Annotated in this window: 13 protein-coding genes; 9 read left to right on the forward strand and 4 right to left on the reverse strand. The window is 72.9% G+C overall.

The window, feature by feature from the left end; genetic code table 11:
• Positions 1–151: 151 nt before the first annotated feature.
• Entirely contained in the window at positions 152–1,402 is a 1,251-nt protein-coding gene (locus M8542_RS33480; protein ID WP_257924307.1) for a lipase family protein, read from the reverse strand.
• Between the two features lie 139 nt (positions 1,403–1,541).
• Between M8542_RS33480 and M8542_RS33485 the strand changes: the two genes are divergently transcribed.
• From M8542_RS33485 to M8542_RS33505, 5 genes are all read left to right on the forward strand, one after another.
• Complete coding sequence (locus tag M8542_RS33485; RefSeq protein WP_257924308.1) at positions 1,542–3,092, forward strand: long-chain-fatty-acid--CoA ligase; 1,551 nt, start codon at positions 1,542–1,544, stop codon at positions 3,090–3,092.
• A complete protein-coding gene (locus tag M8542_RS33490; RefSeq protein WP_257924309.1) occupies positions 3,089–4,012 on the forward strand; it encodes an alpha/beta hydrolase fold domain-containing protein in 924 nt (307 codons plus the stop codon). Before M8542_RS33485 ends, M8542_RS33490 begins: the two co-directional genes overlap by 4 nt.
• Before the next feature lie 12 nt (positions 4,013–4,024).
• Positions 4,025–4,975 (forward strand): alpha/beta hydrolase fold domain-containing protein, encoded by a 951-nt coding sequence (locus M8542_RS33495; protein WP_257924310.1) that lies wholly within the window; start codon positions 4,025–4,027, stop codon positions 4,973–4,975.
• Between the two features lie 18 nt (positions 4,976–4,993).
• Positions 4,994–6,247 carry an MFS transporter gene (locus tag M8542_RS33500; RefSeq protein WP_257924311.1) on the forward strand — a complete coding sequence of 418 codons (1,254 nt, stop codon included), beginning with the start codon at positions 4,994–4,996 and terminating at the stop codon, positions 6,245–6,247.
• A 167-nt stretch (positions 6,248–6,414) separates the two neighbouring features.
• Positions 6,415–7,017 carry a lytic polysaccharide monooxygenase auxiliary activity family 9 protein gene (locus M8542_RS33505; RefSeq protein ID WP_257924312.1) on the forward strand — a complete coding sequence of 201 codons (603 nt, stop codon included), beginning with the start codon at positions 6,415–6,417 and terminating at the stop codon, positions 7,015–7,017.
• Between the two features lie 12 nt (positions 7,018–7,029).
• Here the strand turns inward: M8542_RS33505 and M8542_RS33510 are convergent, their stop codons facing one another.
• On the reverse strand, positions 7,030–8,184 hold the full coding sequence (locus M8542_RS33510; protein ID WP_257924444.1) for a TetR/AcrR family transcriptional regulator: 1,155 nt from the start codon (positions 8,182–8,184) through the stop codon (positions 7,030–7,032).
• 242 nt (positions 8,185–8,426) lie between these two features.
• Between M8542_RS33510 and M8542_RS33515 the strand changes: the two genes are divergently transcribed.
• Both M8542_RS33515 and M8542_RS33520 read left to right on the forward strand, forming a co-directional pair.
• Positions 8,427–9,611 (forward strand): oxygenase MpaB family protein, encoded by a 1,185-nt coding sequence (locus M8542_RS33515; protein ID WP_257924313.1) that lies wholly within the window; start codon positions 8,427–8,429, stop codon positions 9,609–9,611.
• A gap of 192 nt (positions 9,612–9,803) precedes the next feature.
• Positions 9,804–10,487: a GntR family transcriptional regulator gene (locus tag M8542_RS33520; protein WP_257924314.1), complete on the forward strand. Its 684-nt coding sequence runs from the start codon at positions 9,804–9,806 to the stop codon at positions 10,485–10,487.
• A 6-nt stretch (positions 10,488–10,493) separates the two neighbouring features.
• Here the strand turns inward: M8542_RS33520 and M8542_RS33525 are convergent, their stop codons facing one another.
• On the reverse strand, positions 10,494–11,270 hold the full coding sequence (locus tag M8542_RS33525; protein WP_257924445.1) for a GntR family transcriptional regulator: 777 nt from the start codon (positions 11,268–11,270) through the stop codon (positions 10,494–10,496).
• Between the two features lie 157 nt (positions 11,271–11,427).
• Between M8542_RS33525 and M8542_RS33530 the strand changes: the two genes are divergently transcribed.
• Both M8542_RS33530 and M8542_RS33535 read left to right on the forward strand, forming a co-directional pair.
• The gene (locus M8542_RS33530; protein WP_257924315.1) at positions 11,428–12,297 is read left to right on the forward strand and encodes a Cgl0159 family (beta/alpha)8-fold protein; all 870 of its coding nucleotides are present in this window, start codon (positions 11,428–11,430) and stop codon (positions 12,295–12,297) included.
• A 40-nt stretch (positions 12,298–12,337) separates the two neighbouring features.
• On the forward strand, positions 12,338–13,834 hold the full coding sequence (locus M8542_RS33535; protein WP_257924316.1) for a CoA-acylating methylmalonate-semialdehyde dehydrogenase: 1,497 nt from the start codon (positions 12,338–12,340) through the stop codon (positions 13,832–13,834).
• Positions 13,835–13,844: 10 nt separating this feature from the next.
• Here the strand turns inward: M8542_RS33535 and M8542_RS33540 are convergent, their stop codons facing one another.
• A complete protein-coding gene (locus tag M8542_RS33540) occupies positions 13,845–14,801 on the reverse strand; it encodes an Lrp/AsnC family transcriptional regulator (protein ID WP_257924317.1) in 957 nt (318 codons plus the stop codon).
• Between the last annotated feature and the right edge of the window lie 55 nt (positions 14,802–14,856).

Below are 14,856 nucleotides of genomic sequence, written 5' to 3' on the forward strand. Positions count from 1 at the left end.
CACGGCACGGCACGGCCGGCACGGCACGGCACGGCACGGCACGGCACGGCGCGGCACCGCACCGCCGGCGCGACCGCCGCCGCCCAGGCGCGAGGCCACCCCCGCTGGGCGCGCGCAGGCCCACCGCAGCCCGAACCACCCGCGCCCCCGCTCACCTCGTGCCGTCACCGAACCGTGCCGCAAGCCAAGCATCCGCGACCGGAGCCCACGCGAGATCCGCGGCGGCGTGCGGCAGCGGCAGCGTCGTCTGCCACGTCACGGCCGACCCGTTCCCCAGATAGCGCGCGAACACCTCGCGCTGGATCCGGTACGGCACGAGCTCGTCGGCCGGGCTGCCGTACAGCAGCGTCGGCGCCGCCTGCCGACCACCGCCGGGGCTGCTCGCCTGTGCCGCCGAGTGCCAGGCCGGGATCGTCAGCGGATCCGCCACGAAAATGTCCGGGAACGTCAATCCCGAGAACACCGCCGCGGTCGAGTCGGCGCCGAAGACGCCCGCGAAGCCCGGGTCCACCACGCACTTGGTCTCCAGCTCGGCGATCTTCCGGCCGCCGAGCGGCGTCAGCAGGTCCGACCACGGCAGGTCCGGCCGGGCGTGGTGCAGCCCGAGCAGGATCATCACCCGCAGGTGCAGGTTCGCCGGCTGCCCGGCGAGCGACGCGAGCAGGTCGGGCAGATCGCCGGGCACGCCGCCCGCCGCGACCGCCGTGAGGTTCAGCTCCGGGGCGTACTCCGCCTTGAGCTGACCCGCCCACGCGGCCGCGCCGCCGCCCTGGGAGTAGCCGCTGACCGCCACCTGCGCCGTGCGCGACAGCGAAGCGCCGCGCACTTGACCGGCCGCGCGCAGGGCGTCCAGCGTCACGTGCCCTTCGGACCGGCCGGTCACGTAGGTCGCCCCGCCGGGCACGCCCATGCCCTGGAAGTCCGGCACGACGACGGCGTACCCGGCCGCCAGCAACGGGGTGAGCAGCAGCGACTCGTGCTCGGTCCCCCTGGCCAGCGCGTACGACGGCGCGCAGGTGTCGGCGGGCCCGACGCTGCCGGGTGTGAAGGCGACGATCGGCCGGGCCGGCCACGGCGCCGCCGGGACGAACAGGCTCCCCGTGACCGCGATCGGCCGGCCCGCGGCATCACGGGACTCGTACATGAGCTGCCACCCGCGCGCGGGGATCGGGATCAGCCGCCCGACGTTCACCAGGACCGACTCGTACGCGGTGAACGGGCGGGCGCGGATCAGCGCGCCGGGTGTGCCGGGCAGCTTCGCCGGCGGTGCGTAGAACGGATCCTCTTGCGGCACAACCGAACCCGGCGTGCCCGGGTCGGCGACCGGCTCCGCCCACGCGGCCCCGCCGGGCGCGAGGAGCAGGACCGCCAGCAGGACGGGCAGGACGCGACGATGGCGCACGAGCTTCTCCTCAACCTCGATCAGCGACGAACGAATATTCACTTAACACCGACGCGAACCTTGACAGCAAGGGGTCGATCCCGTCAGATTGGCAGCCGTCGAGCACGTACGAGTATTCACAGACAACGGAGTCCGGCCGATGCACATCACCCAGTCCCTGCACGCCGCCCGGCAGCGCGGGCCCGACCGCGTCGCGACGGTCTTCGGCGCCCGGACCCGGACCGTCGCCGAGTCGGTTTCGCGGATCGCCCGGCTCGCGGGCGCGCTCCGGTCGCTCGGGGTCGCGGCCGGTGACCGGGTCGGGATCTACGCGCTCAACAGCGACCGGTACCACGAGCTGCTGATGGCGGTGCCGTGGGCGGACGCCGTGGTGAACCCGGTGAACGTCCGGTGGAGCCTGCGCGAGGTGGCCTACTCGCTGGCGGACTGCCGGACCGATGTCCTGGTGGTCGACGACGCCTTCGCGGCCGCCGTCCCCGCGCTCCGGGAGCACGCGCCGAACCTGCGGACGGTCATCTTCTGCGGCGAGGGCGACCTGCCCGAAGGCATGCACTCGTACGAAGAGCTCGTCGCCGCGGCGTCCGAAGTGGACGACGCCCGGCGTGGCGGCGACGAGCTGTACGGCGTCTTCTACACCGGCGGGACGACCGGCTCACCCAAGGGCGTCATGCTGTCCCACCGGGCGTGCCTGGCCTCGGCGATGGGCAGCATGGTGACCACCGACATGCTCTCGCGCGGCGGGGTCCTGCTGCACACCGCGCCGATGTTCCACCTGGCCGACATCGCCGCCTGGACCATCGGGAACCTGACCGGCGCCACCCACGTGATGGTGCCGTCGTTCGCCCCGGCGGCCGTGCTGGCCGCGATCGGCGAGCACCGGGTCACCGACGTCCTGCTCGTCCCGACCATGATCCAGCAGCTCGTCGACGCGCCCGGCGCCGCGACGAGCGAGCTGAGCAGCCTGCGGCGGGTGATGTACGGCGCGTCGCCGATCTCCGAGACCGTCCTGGCCAAGGCGCGGACGGTCCTGCCCAACGCGCGTTTCACCCAGGCCTACGGCATGACCGAGCTCGCCCCGGTCGCGACCCTGCTCACCGCCGCCGACCACGACGACCCGGCGCTGACCCGCTCCTGCGGCCGGCCGGCGGTCCACGCCGAAGTCCGGGTCGTCGACCCCGACGGCGCCGAGGTGCCCCGCGGCCGGGTCGGCGAGATCGTCGTGCGCGGCGACCACGTCATGAGCGGCTACTGGGACAAGCCCGAGGAGACGGCCACGGCGCTGCGTGGCGGCTGGCTGCACACCGGTGACGCCGGGTACCTCGACGACGCGGGTTACCTGTTCGTCGTCGACCGGCTCAAGGACATGGTCGTCACCGGCGGCGAGAACGTCTACACGGCCGAGGTCGAGAACGCGCTGGCCAAGCACCCGGCGGTGGCGCAGGTCGCCGTCATCGGGGTCCCGGACGCGAACTGGGGTGAGCGCGTCCACGCCGTCGTGGTGCCGGCGCCCGACACGAAGGCGGATCCCGACGAGTTGCGCGACTTCTGCCGCGAGCACATCGCGAACTACAAGCTGCCGCGGTCCTTCGAGTTCGCCGACGCGCTTCCGGTGTCGGGCGCGGGCAAGATCCTCAAGCGGGAGCTGCGCAAGCCGCACTGGGCGGGCGCCGAGCGCGGAGTGGGCGGGTGAGCCCCGAACCGGCCGTGCTCGAGTGGGTCGCCGCGATCGAAGAGCTGTCCGCCGGGTGGCCCGACCTGACGGCGGCGGACTGGCCCCGCCGGCGCGCTGCCGCCACCGGGCTCGCCGACGCCCTCGCCACCCGCTTCACCCTGCCGGGACCGGCCGGGTGCGAGGTCACCGAACACCGCGTGCCGACCCGCGGCGGCGAAATCGCCGTCCGGCGGTACCACTCCCCCGGCGCCGGCCGGGCCGCTTACCTGTGGCTGCACGGCGGCGGGTTCGTGCTGGGCGGGATCCACGAGGTGGTCGAGGACCGGCTGCTGCGCCGCCGGGCGGCCGACAGCGGGGTCGACGTCTTCGCGGCCGGCTACCGGCTCGCCCCGGAACACCCGTTCCCGGCCGCGCTCGACGACTGCCTCGACGCGCTGGCCTGGCTCCGCGCTTCGGCCGCGGACTTCGGCGTCGACCGCGTCGGCGCCGGCGGTTCGTCGGCGGGTGGCAACCTCGCCGCGCTGGTCGCCGTCCACTGTGGACCGGCGCTGGACCACCTGGTGCTCGAAGTCCCGGCGGTGACCCTGGACGTCGAGCGGGACGCCTCGAACCTCGGGTACGGCGAGCTGACCGGCACCGCGGAGCTGCCGCTGCTGCGGGCCGCCTACCTCGGCGACGAGCCCGCCGGCTGGACGGAACCCGCCGGCGTCCCCGATCTCACCGGCCTGCCGGCCACCCTCGTGATCACCGCCGAGTGTGACGCCCTGCGCGACAGCGGGCAGCGCTTCGCCGCGCGGCTGGCCGAAGCCGGTGTCGCGGTCGAAAGCTGGTGCGCGCCAGGGCAGGCACACGGCTCCGGCGCGCTCACCCGGACCTCCGCCACCGCCCGCGAGTGGCAGGACCGGGTCAGCGCCTTCCTCCGCACCCGAATCCCCTGACGAAAGGCCCCCATGCCCATCGACGCCCTGCTGCTCGCCGCGCACGCCGAACTCGGCGTCGCCCCGCCCGCCGAGTCGCCCGACCCGCGGGTGCAACGGCAACGCGCCCTCGAGTACGACCAAGCGGTGTACCCGCACCTGGGCATCCCCGGCCCGGACCTGCCGATCCGCGACCACGTCGTGCCGGTCGACGGTCACCCGGACGTGCCGCTGCGCCTGTTCTACCCGCGCGAGCCCGGCCCGGGGACGTCCTTGCCGGTGTGCTTGTTCTTCTTCGGCGGCGCCTGGCGGCAAGGCGGCCCGCACCACCCCAGCGTCGCCGCGATGTGTGCCTTGCGCGCGGCCCGGGCCGACGTCGTCGTGGCGGCGGTTTCCTACGCGCTCGCCCCGGAACACCCCTACCCCGCCGCACTGGAGCAGGGGTACGCGGCGCTGGAGTGGCTGGTGCGCGAGGCGGACTCCCTCGGCGTCGACCGGAACCGGATCGCGGTGTCGGGGCAGTCTTCCGGCGGCAACCTCGTGGCCGCGCTGACCCACCTCAACCGCGACCGGGCCCGGCACCCGGTGGCGCTGCAGATCCTGGAAGTGCCCATGCTCGACCTGACGCTGAAGCACTTCGACCGGGCCGCGATGCCCGTCACCGACGAGGTGTGGGCCGGCATCGAACGGGTCGTGGACCAGTACGTGCCCGATCCCCGGGACCGGTTGCTCCCGACGGTGTCACCGCTGCTCGCGGCGGACTTCGGCGGTCTGCCGCCCGCGTTCGTCGTCACGGCCGAGGTCGACCTCCTCCGCGGTGACGGCGAGGCGTACGCGGCCGCGCTCGCCACCGCCGGAGTCCCGGTGGCGACACTCCGGCTCATCGGCCTGACCCACGACGGCGGCGCCTACGAACGGGTGTCCGCCACCGCGCGCGCCGGGCAGGCCGCCGTCGCGCACGCCCTTCGCGGCCTCCACGACTGAGCTCCGGAAAGGACGACGATGTCCGAAACGATCCCGGCGGTGGCGACCGCCCGCGGGAGACGGCAGTCCACGGCTTTCCTCCCGCTGTACGTGCTCGCCTACTTCGGCTCCGCGCTCGCCGTCACGTCGGCGGCGACGGTGGCCATCCCGCTCCGGCTGTCCACTTTGGACCCCGCGGGCAAGACGCAGCTGCTCTCGCTCACCGTCGGCATCGGCGGCGTGGTGGTCATGCTGGTGACGGCGCCGCTCGGCCGGCTCAGCGACGTCAGCACGTCCCGCTTCGGGGCGCGCCGGCCCTTCATCCTGGGCGGCGCGGTCGTCGGCGCCTGCGGGATGCTCGTGCTCGCGGCCGCGGCGGACGTCCCGGTGGTCGTCGCCGGCTGGGCGCTGACCCAGGCCGGCTTCGCCGCGACGACCATGGGCTTGCAGGCCCTGCTCGCCGACGCGATCCCGGCCCGGATCCGGGCGCGGGTGTCGGCGCTGTTCGGGCTGGCCACCGGGATCGCGCCGTTCGTCGGCGGCATGCTGATCGGGGCGCTGCCCGGCAATCCCCTGTGGTGGTTCGGCGTGCCCGCCGTGGTCGCACTCGGCACCGACCTCGCGGTGGTGCTCGTGCTGCGCGACGAGGTGCGCACCGAGCGCGTCGCGGTCGGCTGGCGCAGCCTGGCCCGCAGCTACTGGATCAACCCGGTGCGCCACCCCGACTTCGCCTGGGCGTGGGCCTGCCGGCTGCTGGTGACCATGTCGCTGGTGACGGTTTCCCTCTACCTCCTGTACTTCCTCACCGACCGGCTCGGCATCGCCACCGAAGACGCCGCGAGGGCGTCCGGGACGGTGCTGGCGGCCTACTTCGCCGGCAGCGTCGTCACGGCGTTCGTGTTCGGCTGGCTCTCGGACCGGACCGGCAAGCGCAAGCTGATCGTCTGGACCTCGACGTTGTTCACCGCCGGCGGCCTGCTGGTCAGCCTGTTCGCCCAGGGCCTGCCCGTGTTCGTGCTGGGCATCGCGCTGGCCGGGATGGGCCAGGGCGCGTTCGTGGCGGTCGACATGGCGATGCTGACGGAGGTGCTGCCGCCGACCTCGGCGGCCGGCGCGGGCCTGGCCGTGATCGCGTTGTCCTACCAGCTCCCGCAGCTGCTGGTCCCGGCGCTCGCGACGCTGTTGCTCGCGATCGGCGACGCCGGGCCGAACTACTTCGCGTTGTTTCTCGGCTCGGTCGCCGCCGCGGTGCTGGGCGCACTCGCGGTGCTCCCCGTCAGGAGCGTCCGCTGACGGTTCGTGAACAAGCCACCGCCGCCGGCGCCGGTCCCGTTGAAGTTTTGCGAAATGCCCGATATGCTCCACGACACGCTGGGAGCGATCCCAATGGATCACCACCACTCGTCACGACTGGAGGCCCATTCATGCGTACCGCCCGACGACGGAGCATCTTCTTGGTCTTGGCCGCTCTCGCCGGCTTGTTCCTCTCGGTGCCGGCGGCTTCGGCGCACGGCACCATCGTCAGCCCCGCCACCCGCGCCTACCAGTGCTGGCAGGACTGGGGCAGCCAGCACACGAACCCGGCCATGCAACAGCAGGACCCCATGTGCTACCAGGCTTTCCAGGCCAACGCCGACACGATGTGGAACTGGATGAGCGCACTGCGGGACGGCCTCGGCGGCAACTTCCAGGGCAAGACCCCCGACGGCCAGCTCTGCAGCAACGCTTTGGCGCGCAACAGTTCCCTTGACACCCCGGGAGCGTGGCGGACCACCAGCCTCGGCAGCAGCTTCACGATGCACCTGTACGACCAGGCCAGCCACGGCGCCGACTTCCTCCGCGTCTACGTCAGCAAGAACGGGTTCGACCCCGCCACCCAGCGCCTCGGCTGGGGCAACCTCGACCTGCTGACCCAGACCGGCAAGTACGCCCCGGCCAAGGACATCACGTTCCCGGTGCAGACGTCCGGCGCCTACCGCGGCCACCACGTCCTGTTCACCATCTGGCAGGCCTCGCACCAGGACCAGACCTACATGTGGTGCAGTGACGTGAACTTCGGCTGACCGGCTCCGCCGTCACAGGTCCAACGCGCTCACGAACAAGGCGGCGACCGCGGCGCGGTGGCCGGGGCTGTCCTGCCACCGCAGGCGGCGGCCGGCCTCGACCACCACGCCGAAGCCCGCGTGCACCAGCACCCGCGCCTGGCGCGCGTCGAGGTCCGGCCGCGCCTGGCGCAGGTGCTGCTCCCAGACGGCGATGTGCTCGCGCTGCGCGGCGACCAGCGGCCGCCGCAAACCGGCCGGCAGGCCGACGACTTCGGCGTTGGCCACGCTGTTGAGAGCACTGTGCTCGAAGCTGTACGCCACGTACGTCGCCGTCAAGGCGGACAGCGCCTCTCGCGGGTCGGTCACGCCACGCAGGTTGTGCTCCACCGCTTGGGCCAGCAACGCGGCCGCCTGCAGGCACGCCGCCGCCAGGATGTCGGCCTTGCCCGGGAAGTAGCGGTAGAGCCCGGACGGCGCCAGCCCCACCGCCTCGGCGAGCATGCCGTTGGTGACGGCGGCGAACCCGTCGCGTTCGAACAGCGGGACGGCGGCCGCGAGGATTTCGGACCGCCGCGTGCGCACCACCGGCGGGGCCGGCAGCTCGACCGCCCGCGCGTCGGCCACCGGCCCGGTCGCGGCGACGCGCAGCGCGGACGCCTGCAGCAGGGCTTCGACCCGGCGCTGGGCGATCGCGTTGTGGTGCATCGTGATCGACCCGATGGCGCCGAGAGCCGCGACCGCGCGCAGGTGCTCGCCGGGCCACGGGTGCGCACGGTGCACGACCTCCGCCACCCGGCCGACGACGTGCGCGAACTTCCCCCGCAGCACCCGGCGGTCGTCGCGGTTGAGGTACCGCGCCTCCCACCGGTAGACGCCACCGGCGGCCCGGTGGGCGACGGTGACCCGGGTGACGGCGGCGAGCACGTCCGGCAAGGCGGCGTCGGCCGGCACTTCACCCAGCGCAGCGACGAGCCGGTCGGCCATGACGTTCGCGCATTCGGCGAACAACGCGTACTTGTTCGGGAAGTGCCGGTACAGGGCGGCCGCGGTGATGCCCACGCCCGCCGCGATCTCCTCCATGGACGCCGCGTGGTAGCCGCGCTCGCTGAAGACCGCGCCGGCCGCCTCGACGATGAGCTGCCTGCGGTTGCGGGGCCGGACGGCCGCGGCCGGCTCGGCGGTCACCGCGGCCGCCGGGCGGGAGTGCGGGGCCATGGGTGCCAGTCAACCACGAAGTGAACCGGGAGCCTGGTGCCGACGGCGTCGGCGAGGCGGACCGATTCAGGCCCGGCGACCTCTTGCCGACCGGCCGCAGGCGTCGCTATGTTAATGAAGAATCTCCCCTTGCTCTGCACGACCGACGGCCGGTTGTCCCCGCTGGTACGGGTGCACCGGCCGACTGCCTACCGAGGAAGCTAGGTAAGTAAATGAGCAATCTCAGCCGGAGGAACGTCCTGTCGCTCGGTGTCGCGTTGGGTCTGGCGGGCGCCGTCCCGGCCTGGGCGTCGGCCGGCGCGGCCGCGGCGGGCGCCGACCCGTGGTGGGTCTGGGACGACGAGGTGGACCGCCTGATGGCGGGCATCGTCGACACCGGGCAGGTCCCCGCGGTCAACACCGCGCTGCAGCCGTGGGTGAACAACGACGACGCGCTGCCGACCGGCCTGCCGGCCGACCTGGCCGGCTACCTCCAGCGGGCCAACCGGCTGCCGTCCTGGGCCGACCCCGTCAAGCTGCGCCGCGCCGCCGACTTCAACCGGCGCAAGGACACCTACCTGTTCATGCTCTACGGCCTCGGCAGCGGCATCATGAGCACGGTCATCCCCCGCGAGGCCAAGTCGGTCTACTGGTCCGCGGGCGGGGCGAACATGCAGGACCGCGCGGCCAAGACGTTCACCTTCGGCTACGACCTGGCCGACCTGAACGCGTTCGAGCCCGCGGGCCAGTTCGTCGTCACGGCCAACAAGACGCGCCTGGTGCACGCCGCGGTGCGCCACCTGCTGCCGCAGTCGGCGCACTGGCGGGCGGTCTCCGACGAGCAGATCCCGATCAGCAACGGCGACATCCTCGTCACCTTCCACAGCCTCGGCACCTTCGTGCACCGCAAGCTCCTGGAGTGGCGCGTCCCGATGTCGGCCGCGGACGAAGAGGCCTTCCTCCACCACTGGCAGGTCGCCATCCACCTGCTCGGCGTCCGCGACGAGTTCATCCCCAAGACGTGGGCCGAGGCCGACGCGCAGTCGACGCGGGTGCTCACCCCGCTGCTGGCCCCGACGACCGAGGGCAAGGAGCTGGCGGCGGACCTGCTCGGCCTGACGGCGCAGATCGACCTGGGCGTCACCCGCGGGTTCCTCAACGAGTTCGTGCGCTACGTGCTCAGCGACGCGGTGGGCGACTGGCTCGGCCTCCCCCGCGACTACGCGGCCGCCGCCCTGGTCCGCACCGGCTGGCCGGCCTACATCGCGTTCCGCGAGGGGCTGCTGCCGATCGCGCCGGCGGGGTTCTACCTGTTCGACCAGTTCGTGCGCGCGATCGCGATGCTGTTCCTGAACAAGGTGACGTCCCCGACGAGCACCCCGATCACGATCCCGACGGGCAACCGGCCCAGCGCCTGACGAGGGGCTGGGCCGGCCCGCTGTACCCAGGCCCGCCGCGGCCGGGCCCGCCGCGGCCGGGCCTGCCGGGCCGGGTTGCGGGCACGCCGGCCGGCGCGACCCGCCGACTTCCGCTCGACGACCGAGCACCTCGATCTTGTTGCACAATATCGCCGGGTATCGTTGGCCGATCAGTGCGCGAATCGAGGGACCATGACCACGGCGGCCGAGGCGCGGACCGCGCCGGAGCGGGTCGCGAAGGTGCTGCGGGACGAGCTGCTGGACGGCGCGCACCCCGTCGGCACCCGCCTTCGCGAAGAGGACTTGGCGGAACGCTTCGACGTCGGCCGGCACACCATCCGGTCGGGGTTGCGGCTGCTCGTCGAGCGGGGGCTGGTGGTCCACGAGCGGAACCGGGGCGCCGTCGTCGCTCCGTTGAGCAAGCGGCGGATCGACGAGGTCTTCGACTACCGCAAGGTGCTCGAGCTCGGCGCCCTGCGCATGGCGCTCGACGCGGGTGCCGACCTCGGGCCGGTGCTGGCCGAGGTGGCCCGGCTCGAGGCGCTGGCCGCGCGGACCCCGAGCCCGCCGTGGCACGAGCTGACCAGCGCGCACAGCGCCATCCACCGCGCGATCGTCGCGGCCGCGGGCAACCGGCACCTCCTCGACAGCTACGGGCGCTGCGAGGACGAGGTCCGGCTGCTGCTCACCTTCGTCCGGCCGGACTTCGACGCCGCGCGCATGGCCGCGCTGCACCGGGACCTGGTCGAAAAGCTTCAGCGGGGCGGGGAAGCCGCGGTCGACGCCCTCACCGAGGACATCGACCACACGGGCCGCGCCGCGCTGCTGGTCGCGCTGCGGCGCGCCGAGGAGAGCGCCCGCCTGCTCGGGCGCTGACCGGCGTCACTGCGGCCAGTTGGTCAGCGACAGGTTGAAGGCGTACCTCGACGCCCGGTAGACGTGCCAGCCGTACTCGACGACACGCCCCGAGTCGTCGTACGTCGTGCGCTGCATGGTCAGCAGCGCAGCTCCCGGTTCCTCCTGCAGCAGCTCCGCGTCCGCCTCGGTCGCCAAGCGGGCGCCGATGCTCTGCTCCGCCGCGTGCAGGCGCACGCCCGCGGACCGCAGGAGCTGGTACAGGCCGTGCTCGCGCAGCTCGTCGTCGTCCGGGTCGATGACGCCGTCGGGCAGGTAGTTGTTCATCAGGGCGAGCGGCTCGCCGTCGATGGTCCGGAGCCGCGCCAGCCGGCGCACGTGGCCGAGGCCGGGCGCTTCCAGCAGCTCTCGCACTTCCTCGCCGGCCGGCTCGACGCGGTTGGCCAGCACCTCCGAGCCCGGCCGGCCGCCGAGACCGGCGAGGTCGTCGAAGAGGCTGCTCAGGCGCAGCGGGCGAGCCACCTTGCTGCGCACGACCTGCGTGCCGATGCCGCGCCGGCGCACCAGCAGGCCCTGGTTCACCAGCGACTGGATCGCCTGGCGGACGGTCGGGCGCGACACGTGCAGGCTCGCGGCCAGGTCGATCTCGTTGTCGAGCCGTGCGCCCGCGGGCAGCCGGCCGTCTTCGATCGCGGCGTGCAGCTGCCGCGAAACCTGGAAGTACAGCGGTTCCGGGCTGCCCGGGTCCAGCGAGATTTCCCGGCCGGCGTTCCAGGACGGGAAGGTGACGTCCGGTTCGGGCAACGGCGGAGGAGTGCTCACGCCGGGCAGCCTACTCGCCGGTTCATCCGAGACGGGACGACCTGATGTCGTTATGTCTTGACAAAGTCTCCAGTGCTTGGCAATCTCGATGGCGTGCCCGGGGCGCCGTGCCCACCGACCAGCTGCGGGGAGAGGTTCAGTGACCGACGTCGTGCGACGGATCGTCGCCAAGCGCGTCCACGACCCCGAAGCGATCGCCGAGGCGGCCGCGAGCCGGGTGCGGGCCGAGTCGCCCTTCAACGACAAGGGCCGCACGATGATCATCGCCGCGGACCACCCCGCCCGCGGCGCCAACGCGGTCGGCGGCAACCCGACGGCGATGGCCGACCGGGGCGAGCTGCTGGAGCGGCTGTGCCTCGCGCTCGAACGCCCCGGCGTCACCGGCGTGCTGGCGACCGCGGACATCCTCGACGACCTGCTGCTGCTCGGCGTGCTCAGCGGCAAGACCGTGCTCGGCTCGATGAACCGCACCGGGCTGGCCGGGTCGAGCTTCGAGATCGACGACCGGTTCGCCTGCTACGACGCCGAAGCGATCGAGCGCATGCGGTTCGACGGCGGCAAGACCCTCACCCGGATCTGCCTCGACGACCCGGCGACGCCCAGCGTCCTCGAAAACACCGCGAAAGCCATCGACGAACTGGCCGGCCGCAAGCTCATCGCGATGGTCGAGCCCTTCCTGTCGGTCTGGGCCGAGGGCCGGCTCAAAAACGACCTCTCCCCCGACGCCGTGATCAAGTCGATCACCGTCGCGGCCGGGCTCGGCCGGTCCTCGGCCTACACCTGGCTCAAGCTGCCAGTGGTGGACGACATGGAGCGCGTGCTCGCATCCTCGACGCTGCCGGCCGTCCTGCTCGGCGGCGAGGTCAAGGACCCGGACGCCGCCTTCGCGGCCTGGCAGCGAGCACTGACCCAGCCGACCGTGCAGGGCCTGGTCGTCGGGCGGTCACTGCTCTACCCGCACGACGGCGACGTCGCCAAGGCGGTCGACACCGCGGTGGGGCTGCTGTGAACCGCCCCGGCGACCAAGCCCCATTACCCGGAGGAGCACCGTGACCACCATCGGACATTGGATCAACGGCACCGGCACGCCCGCGGGCTCGACCCGCACGGCGCCGGTCTTCGACCCCGCGACCGGCAAGCGGCAAGCATCGGTTCTCCTCGCCGAAGCGTCCGATGTGGACACCGCGGTCGCGGCCGCGAGCAAGGCCTTCGAGTCGTGGAGCACCAGCTCGCTTTCCCAGCGCACCAAGGTGATGTTCGCCTTCCGCGAGCTGCTCGTGAAACACGAAGACGAGCTCGCCCGGCTGATCTCCAGTGAGCACGGCAAGGTCGTCGAAGACGCCCGCGGCGAGATCGTTCGCGGCCGCGAGGTCGTCGAGTACGCGTGCGGCATCGCCGACGCGCTCAAGGGCAGCTTCTCCGACCAGGTCTCCCGCGACGTCGACGTGCACGACTTCCGGCAGCCGCTCGGCGTGGTCGCCGGTATCACGCCGTTCAACTTCCCGATCATGGTCCCGCTGTGGATGCACCCGGTCGCCATCGCCACCGGCAACACCTTCGTCCTCAAGCCGAGCGAGCGCGACCCGTCCGCGTCGAACTTCGTCGCGCGGCTCTACGCCGACGCCGGGCTGCCCGATGGCGTCTTCAACGTCGTCCACGGCGACAAGACCGCGGTCGACGCGATCCTCGACCACCCGGACATCGCGGCGGTGTCCTTCGTCGGCTCGACACCCATCGCGAAGTACGTCCACGAGCGCGGAACCGCGGCCGGCAAACGGGTCCAGGCCCTCGGCGGCGCGAAGAACCACGCGGTCGTGCTGCCCGACGCCGACCTGGAGCACGCGGCGAACCACCTGACCGCGGCCGCGTTCGGCTCGGCCGGGCAGCGGTGCATGGCGGTCTCGGTCGGCGTGGCCGTCGGCGAGGCCGGCGACGAGCTGGTCGCGATCCTGGCCCGCAAGGCCCGCGAGGTGCGGGTCGGCCCGGGCTCGGACCCGGCCAGCGACATGGGCCCGGTCGTCACCGAAGCCGCCCGCGAGCGCGTGGTGAGCTCCGTCGCGCGGGGCGCCGAGCAGGGCGCGTCGGTAGTGGTCGACGGCCGCGGCCTGACCGTCGAAGGGAACGAGGAAGGCTTCTTCGTCGGGCCGTCGCTGCTGGACCACGTCACCACCGAGATGGACGCCTACCGCGAGGAGATCTTCGGCCCGGTGCTGGCGGTCGTGCGCGCGGAAACCGTCGACGAGGCCATCGCCCTCATCAACGCCAACCCGTACGGCAACGGCACCGCGATCTTCACCGGCAGTGGCGCGGCGGCCCGGAAGTTCCAGCGCGAGGTCAAGGTCGGCATGATCGGCGTCAACGTGCCGGTGCCCGTCCCGATGTCCTACTACTCCTTCGGCGGCTGGAAGGACTCCCTCATCGGCGACAGTCCCATCCACGGCCCCGAAGGGGTCCGGTTCTACACCCGCGCGAAGGTGGTGACCACGCGCTGGCCCGACGACGCGAGCACCTCCGCCGCGGCGTTCACGTTCCCCACTTCGCACTGACACACCGGGTTCAGCCCCCGTCCGGCCCCTTGACGGTGTGCAGCACGAGCGAGCTTTCGAGACTCAGCACATCGGGCAGCGTCGCGACCGTGCCGGTCAGGTAGGCGTAGAACCCGGCGATGCCGGGCGTGGCCACCGAAGCGAACAAGGCGCGGTCCCCCGCGATCGCCGCCGCGAACGCCACCTCGGGGTGGCTGGCCAGCGCGGCGCCGGTGGCTTCGAGCCGCGCGGGCGGGACCGTGAGCCACAGCAGGGTGCGCACGTGCACGCCGAGGCGGGCGCGTTCGGTGTCGACGTCGAAGTAGAGCACGCCGCTGGAGCGCAGGTCGGCGATCCGGCGCTGCACGGTGGAGTACGACACCCCCGTCTCGGCGGCCAGCCGGCCGGCCGGCGCGCGGCCGTCGGCCCGCAGCAGCGCGAGGAGGTGGTGGTCGACGTCGTCCGGCGTGACCGGGCCGCCCGGGTCCGGCTCGGGTGGCCGCAGGTGCGCGGCCTGCTCCGGGGTGAGTGCGTCCAATTTGGACACGACACCACCGGCGCGGCCGCAGAAGGTGTGCAGCAGGCAGTGCGCCGAGACGTCGAGGAGGCGTGCGGTGCGCGGCAACGACTTCAGCAGCAGCTCGTCCGCCGGGGTCGGGGCCTGGGTGACGCAAACCAGCTCGGTGCCGCCCGAGGTCCGGCTGATCCACGAGGTGTCCGGCCGCCGGGCCAGCGCGGCCGCGACCGCGGCGGCGGAGTCCGGCGGGCACCGGATCCGCACCACCCATTCGACGCGGCCGAGCCGGGCCGGATCGGCCAGTCCCCGGATGCGCAGGCCGCCTTCGGACCGCAGGCGGGTGTAGCGCCGGGCGACGGTCTGGTCCGACACGTCCAGCACGGCCGCGACCTGAGCGAACGGCACCCGCGCGTCCAGGTGCAGGGCGTGGAGGATCCGCAGGTCCAGCGGGTCGTACTGGTCGGATTTCATCGTGGCGTCCCGGATGCTGTCGGATGTCCCCATCCTAGGCCGCGCGAGCGGAAGC

Source organism: Amycolatopsis iheyensis (genome assembly GCF_024703995.1).
Classification (GTDB): Bacteria; Actinomycetota; Actinomycetes; order Mycobacteriales; family Pseudonocardiaceae; genus Amycolatopsis; species Amycolatopsis iheyensis.